This is a genomic window from Microcoleus sp. BM001215392 (assembly GCF_036700185.1).
In the GTDB taxonomy this organism is placed as follows: Bacteria; Cyanobacteriota; Cyanobacteriia; order Cyanobacteriales; family Microcoleaceae; genus Microcoleus.
Window position 1 is genome coordinate 1 of record NZ_JAUBOJ010000399.1, and the last position, 6,570, is coordinate 6,570.

Genomic DNA, 6,570 nt, shown 5'->3' on the forward strand with positions numbered 1-6,570 from the left:
TTACTGCCGAAATGCTTCGCCCCTACGAGTATATTTCCAAAAATGAGATGCACCCGGCGAAGCTTTGCGGCAAGCTAAATTGAGTCAAATTACTCGCCATCCTTATGATTTGTCGCCGTTTATTTTAATTGGCGATGCGCGGTAGCAGACATTATTTTACTCGATTTGATACAATCTGATAACATCATGCTTATTTCCTCTGTTGTCTTCTTTGCACATCTTGCAATTGCTTCTCTATCTTTTCCACCATCGGCAAATCTCCCAAATTTTGATATCCCTCTTTTGCTAACTGCAAATTGCGCATCGCTTCGGGATAGTTCCGCATGGACGAATAAACTTGTGCCAAACCGTAACGCGCCTCGGTTAGCTCCTCGATATCGTCTGATTGACCTGCATTAATTGCCTTTTGATAATATACTTCAGCCTGCGGCATTAGTTGCGATCGCTCTCGATACAGATCCCCCAACTTCCGGTAAATCGCCGCTGTCTCAACTCCGGCTGTTGGTAAGCTTTCTAAGGTTTGTATTGCTTCGGCAATCAGGTTTGTGGTAAGATAAATCTGAGATATTGCTACTTTCTTAGCCGCTACATTCGGTACTTGTTGCCCGATCGCCCCAACTGCATCTTTAACACCCTGAGCTTCCTTTTCATCCAACAAACCAAACTCTGAATCTCCCTCTCCTAGCGCAGTTTCCGAAGAAACTCCCGTATTCGCCCGCACAATCAATCTGTACTTAACACCCGGTTTCAGCGCCGGTTCCCCCGGATACACCGCCTCAGTACCGCTAACCGTCATTTCCCAATTTAACTTCGCATCATTTTCCAGAAGGCTCAACTGATAGCTAGTCGCACCCGCAACCGGATTCCAGCGCAAAGCCGGCTTGTTTTCCAGCAATTGCGTCCGCCTCGGACTGATTATATAAGGAATTGGCGCATTGTTCCAAGCAATTTTATCATCACCGCGATCGGGACATCTAATTAAGTTTTTATTGCAGTCATCCTTCGACTTGTCGCTAGCCAAAACACAACTATTCAAGTGATTTTCGCCCGCTTTAATTGACTTAATTCCTAAATCTGCACATTGGATTGTAATTTGTCCGTTTTGTGAAGTTTTCAGATTGTCGCCGGGATAAATCGGCGTACCAACTGTCGGGCGAATATTTCTGCCATCTTGACGCTGTAGCTTGACTTCGCCGCTAATATTCAGGATTTGTCCGTTGGCTATTCTTCTGGTTGCTGCGATTGCTGGAGAAATTATCAGGTTGTTAGCAGATTTTTGGGAATAATCGCTATCACTTCCGAAGCGGGGATGAGGCAGAATATCGATCGCAATCAACGTAAATGCGATCGCGCTTGCACCTACTATCACCACAGTTGTCTGTTTTTTCATTTACTTATTCCTGTTTTTTGTAAACGTTCCTTTGCCATTTCGATACATTCATCTTGTTCTGGTATGCTGGAATTGGCAGATTTCAGTGTTTCTTGCCAATGTGTGAGTGCTGCTTGTGGTTTTCCTTTAGCTTCCAGTACCTGCGCTAAAAGGCATTGAGCTTCTGGAGTCTTATTGCTGAGAGATATTGCTTGTCTTAAGTCGGCTTCCGCTGCGTCGTATCGCTGTTGAGTGAATCGCACCCAGCCGCGATTCTTGAAACAAGATGATTTCAGTCCATTTTGTTTAGCATTTTGAAGGCAAAGTGCGATCGCGCCTAAAGCAGCTTCAGGTTTATTGTCACGCAGAAAAAATTTAGATATTTGAGCGTGAGCTTCAGGAATTCCCAACCAGACTGCACTTTGCATGGCTTCTCGCTCGCATTGGCGATCGCTTAGGTCTTTGCAAAGTTCAGATAAGTTATAGGAAGACTCGCCGTTCGTAGGATTGATTAACGCAGCTAGATTGTATGAAACTTTCGCGATTAAAAATTGATTGCTACGGTGATTTTTCATCCCAAATGTGTTAATTTGATCTGCCAGCTTCGGGCCGATCAATGGATAGCCGATCGCCACAACCGCTAAACTGATGCTCGCCCGCTGCATCAATTGAGTTGGAATCATAAATTGCGCGTGGTTTGGGCGAGATTCCCCCAAATCCTCGGCTGGTGGATTCACAGAACTCTCGCGCGCGCGATCGTCCGCTGGGGCGTTCACAGGAATCTCGGGTTTCCACTGCGGTAAAATAAACTCTTCAAAAGTCGGATGCTGACACAGCATGGGAATCCCGCTCGCACCCGGAAATCGAGGTTCCCAAGATAGCAAATTATTCTTAGCTTTGCGTACTGCCAAAAATAAAGGATCTCCCAATGCCAAATATTCAAACAAAGACTTCACAAAATCGTGAGCAATTGGATCTGGTAGCGGCGCGCGCATCACAATTATTGACGGCAAATGCAAACCCTCAGCAACGATATCCGCAGCAATCCCCAGACTCGAACAAGAATTAAAAATCAGCAACTGCAAACCGTTACTGATAGCTTTTTTTAAACCCGCCTTTAACTGCTCTACACTAATAGTATTGTTCTCAGGATTTTGATTTATATACAGCAGTCCGTTAGCAGCATTAAAGTCGCTGTTGCTGTGTCCTGCAAAAAATAAAACTTGCCAGCCTTTATCATCAAACAGCTCTTCGTGCAACTTTTCAGCAGTCGGCTCGTTCAGAAAATTTAACTCGCAGCGATCGCCCAAAACTTTTTTGATTGTTTTGCGATCTTCTTTAATATCAATTCCCTTAGTGTTGCCAAAGACGCATAAAATCCTACCTTCAGAAGGTTTAACTATTGGTACTGCGTTTCTGGATCTAATAATTGTTCCGTACTCGCAGGAAGTCAGAATGATTTCGCAGTTGGGATAAACTTCGCGCAATCCCCACGCATCCCAAGGTAACTCCCAAATCTGAGAATTATCATTTTCTAAAAATATTTTAAAAGGTTCAGATATATTGCCGATGTAAGTTCTGAGATTTAACTCAATTTTTCTGCAAAACTCCTCAGACGCCAGCCACTCCTTCATTTCTTTCTGCAAATTCGGATATATTGCTTCCGGTTTGTCCTCAGAAAAATTTGTGGTGGCGCCTGCTGACTTGAATTTAATCCGAGTCGCATTGCTTCCCGGCTTGAGTGCGTTACAAACCAATTTCCACCTTCTGTGCAATTCCTCAACTTGCGGCGCTGGGGGCAAGCTGCCTGAAAATTTAGCGAAGGTTTTTTCTGTTTTTTTGAGTTCCGCCGTGACGTGAGGAAACCCACTTTTTAGACTCCCAGATCCCAAAGCCAAGATGATAGTCCAGCTCATAAATTGGATGCCTGCGCAGTGATTGACAAAATCATACCACAAAATTTTCTGTCACGCTGGCATTTTTGAGCGCTACTCTGATGCTAAAGCTCTCTTTGGGTTCTACCTCAAAATCCTTGAGTACAATACACGAATTTTGCACCGTAGATTCAGCTTGGTGTAAAATTTCTCCCGTGTCGGATATTAACGAAAGTTTAGTATGCGGTGGCAGATACCTTTGTCCCAGCGCCGGATGCAATTGAACGCAAACTCTCATAGTGCGATCGCTCTCTTCGGCAATAGCCACCAATAAAGCAACAGTTGTCCTTCCCAACTGCATTCCCAAATCAATCAACTTCGCCCTAGTAACATCAGCTTCTGGCAACCTATAGACGCTGCTGTGACTGTCGAAAAAAGAAGATTCTGGTTCCGAATTTCCACCGCCCCGGAACACAAAAGTAGCACGATTATCTGGAAATATTAAATCTTCCAAACCCTGCTTTCCTTGATGAATCATCTGCCATCCCGTCTCCACAACATCATTTAACCAATTGCGCAATCTCGACGGACTCGGATGTTCAATTGTCTCGGTCTGTAGCGCCTCTGGCTGCGGGTGAAAGACCGCTTCAAAAGGCTGCCAATCTGGCGCAAACACATTTACCAACCACTGGCGCAAATCAACTTTAGATTCAAACAAATAATCTAGATGCACCAAAAAATCGTCCAGAGAATGCAATTGCCTCAATACCAATTCGCCCGCCTCCGCACTTGCCGAAAAACCGAGCAATCTCGCTTCATTTTCCTCTTCATCAATTTCTACCGCAATATAGCCGATGCGTTCTGTCATTGCTTCCACCGGCACCGGGCAAATCTCTGGCGGCTGGGTAGATGAATTTTGATGCCAATTTTTAATCGGGCGACATTCAATTTTACCCAATCCTTTAACATACAAATCCGCAGCATCTGCAAACAAGCGAATTACCGGATTCCAGCTATCGCATTGAGTCAAATCAGTTTCAATACTCAAAATTGTCAGGTAATCGCGAACTGCCAACACTGCCAAAGTATTGAGATAAACTTGCTCTTGCTTTTGCGGGTGCTGCTGTTGGGCGGAAAACTGCCGAGCAAGCTGCATTGCCTTTTGAGTAATTGGCATTGGTAAAGAGTCGATTTCCCAAAGGTTGCTATCGTTCATTACTGTACACTCCTGGTATGTTGATCTGATATCCTTGGTCTTCGCAAAATTGTTGCAGCAAATGGCGGCAGTCATTGTTTAACAAGTCATATAAAGTCGAAGCCGCGCAGCCAAACTCTTTTGCGAGTTCTTGAAGGCTTTGAGCTGACGAACACTGGCGCTGCAATAAAACTTGGCAATTGATCTGCGGTTTGCCTCTGACGTGTCTGCTTTTTAACTCGTCATTTGGATCTTGGTCTATCCATTCTAAAATTTCTTCTAAATAAAAGAATGAATCAGTCACGGCTTCGAGCTTGTCAATTGAATTGAGCGTTTCTTCGTCTTCTACTCCTTGTAATGAAACTTTTCGACGGTGCACTCGTTCTGCTATTTCTCTTTGTTCCTCCAAACGAAAATCTAACAGCCGATTTTTCAGATAGGCATTTAGCCAAGTAGTAATGCGGCTGGTTTGCGGGTCATAAGGTCGTCTTGCTGTGGTAGCTTCACACAAATTATTAGATAAATAGATCCATGTTTGTTGCAAGGCCTCTGGGTAGTAAGGTGTGCTTTCTTTCCAGAGTTTGCCAGATTTGAGAATGTCTCGAATCAGTCTATCCAAACAACGACGGCGCTGCGAACTACCGGGGAGATGCTGGCAAGCTTCAGTGATGAGTTCGAGTTCATCAGATAAGTGGTCTTCCCCCTCACAGGGGTTGCATTCATCAGTCATAGTTAAGTGCGGCCGCAACTTTGTTCCTACATTTACTTATCGGGATATGTGGGAAAATTTTCTGCAAACTTCCCAAGTTTTTTTGAGGTTGCGGCTGAAACTATTGCTGTACAATCGATGTGGCTGTTTGAATGTATGTTGAGTTTTGTAAACGGGCGATCGCTCAATCAGCGATTGTTAGTCAAGAGCGTCTCATTTTCATAAAAATGATTTTTTTCCAGTGCTGTCGGGCTCGCCACAGCACTAGAAGTCCAAAACCCAAGAGTAAATAAATGATTGCAGTTGTTGCTTCCTGGAATTCCCCACCGCAAAATCTAACATTAGATATCGGTTCCATTCACGTCTGGCGCGTCTCTCAAACTCAAACCCAGTCTTGCTTGGAGAGTTTGCAGCAAACTCTCTCTACCGACGAACAGACAAAAGCACAGCGTTTTCACTTTCCCAAAGATCGATCGCAATTTATTGTCAGTCGCGGCGCCCTCAGAGCAATTCTGGGCCGCTACCTCCACATAAATCCCAGCCTCCTGCGCTTTGAATGCAACCCCTACGGCAAACCCTCTCTCACCATCGCTCAAGGTGGAAACAGTTTGCATTTCAATTTATCTCACTCTCGCGGAATTACTCTAATTGCTATTACCAACAATCGAGATATCGGTGTCGATATAGAAGGCATAAATCCAGAGTTTCCTTGTCTGGAGATTGCTGAAAAATATTTTTCACCCTTAGAAAACTCTGTGCTGCGTTCCCTTCCACAACATCTGCAAACTCAAGCTTTTTTTACCTGCTGGACTCGCAAAGAAGCATACATTAAAGCAGTAGGCAAAGGGCTTTCTATTCCCCTGAATCAGTTTGCTGTCACCTGCGCACCCGGAGAACCAGCAGCAATATTAACTCTTACCGAAAACCCCGAACCAACATCAAAATGGTCTTTAATTGAATTAATTCCCAGTTTAGATATGGTGGCGGCTGTGGCCGTTGCAGGAGATTGCTACCAACTCGATTGTTGGCAGTGGACAGAAGAGTGTTAAGTGATGGTTCGCAGTTAATAATGCAATTTTCACCATATTAAAAAATCTCAAGTGAAGTTTTCACTACCCACCGGGAGTTTTGATTTGAATTAGGGACACACCATGGCGCCGTGTCCTCCATTCCTGAAAAATCCTGGATGTAACAAGACTTTTTATCAAAAATCTCAGCTCCCTAACGATTGGCTAATTCATGCACACCAAACTCTTTAATTAACAATCAAAAATATCACATAATCTTGGTGGTTAAATTCTGTTATTTAAGTTTATATTTAATCATATTAATTAATTCTGATTGCAACCACGGCTTATAGAAGCACCCATGGGTGCATCTCAATGCAAGCGAATATATCCGTAGGGGCGAAGCATGACCTCCG

General features: G+C 44.1%; 5 protein-coding genes. 1 reads left to right on the top strand and 4 read right to left on the bottom strand.

Going from position 1 to position 6,570, the window contains the following annotated elements; translation table 11 throughout:
- Positions 1–190: 190 nt before the first annotated feature.
- From QT974_RS28945 to QT974_RS28960, 4 genes are read right to left on the bottom strand one after another with little or no spacing between them, the layout of a single operon-like run.
- The gene (locus QT974_RS28945; RefSeq protein WP_333471836.1) at positions 191–1,390 is read right to left on the bottom strand and encodes a tetratricopeptide repeat protein; all 1,200 of its coding nucleotides are present in this window, start codon (positions 1,388–1,390) and stop codon (positions 191–193) included.
- Positions 1,387–3,285, bottom strand: coding sequence for a CHAT domain-containing protein (locus QT974_RS28950; RefSeq protein WP_333471837.1), 1,899 nt, complete (start codon positions 3,283–3,285; stop codon positions 1,387–1,389). The genes QT974_RS28945 and QT974_RS28950 overlap by 4 nt, the downstream gene beginning before the upstream one ends.
- A 31-nt stretch (positions 3,286–3,316) precedes the next feature.
- The gene (locus QT974_RS28955) at positions 3,317–4,459 is read right to left on the bottom strand and encodes a DUF1822 family protein (RefSeq protein ID WP_333471838.1); all 1,143 of its coding nucleotides are present in this window, start codon (positions 4,457–4,459) and stop codon (positions 3,317–3,319) included.
- Positions 4,449–5,168, bottom strand: coding sequence for a sigma-70 family RNA polymerase sigma factor (locus tag QT974_RS28960; protein WP_333471839.1), 720 nt, complete (start codon positions 5,166–5,168; stop codon positions 4,449–4,451). The genes QT974_RS28955 and QT974_RS28960 overlap by 11 nt, the downstream gene beginning before the upstream one ends.
- A 272-nt stretch (positions 5,169–5,440) precedes the next feature.
- On the opposite strand from QT974_RS28960, the gene QT974_RS28965 reads away from it, so the two are divergent.
- Complete coding sequence (locus QT974_RS28965; protein ID WP_333471840.1) at positions 5,441–6,196, top strand: 4'-phosphopantetheinyl transferase family protein; 756 nt, start codon at positions 5,441–5,443, stop codon at positions 6,194–6,196.
- Positions 6,197–6,570: the final 374 nt, after the last annotated feature.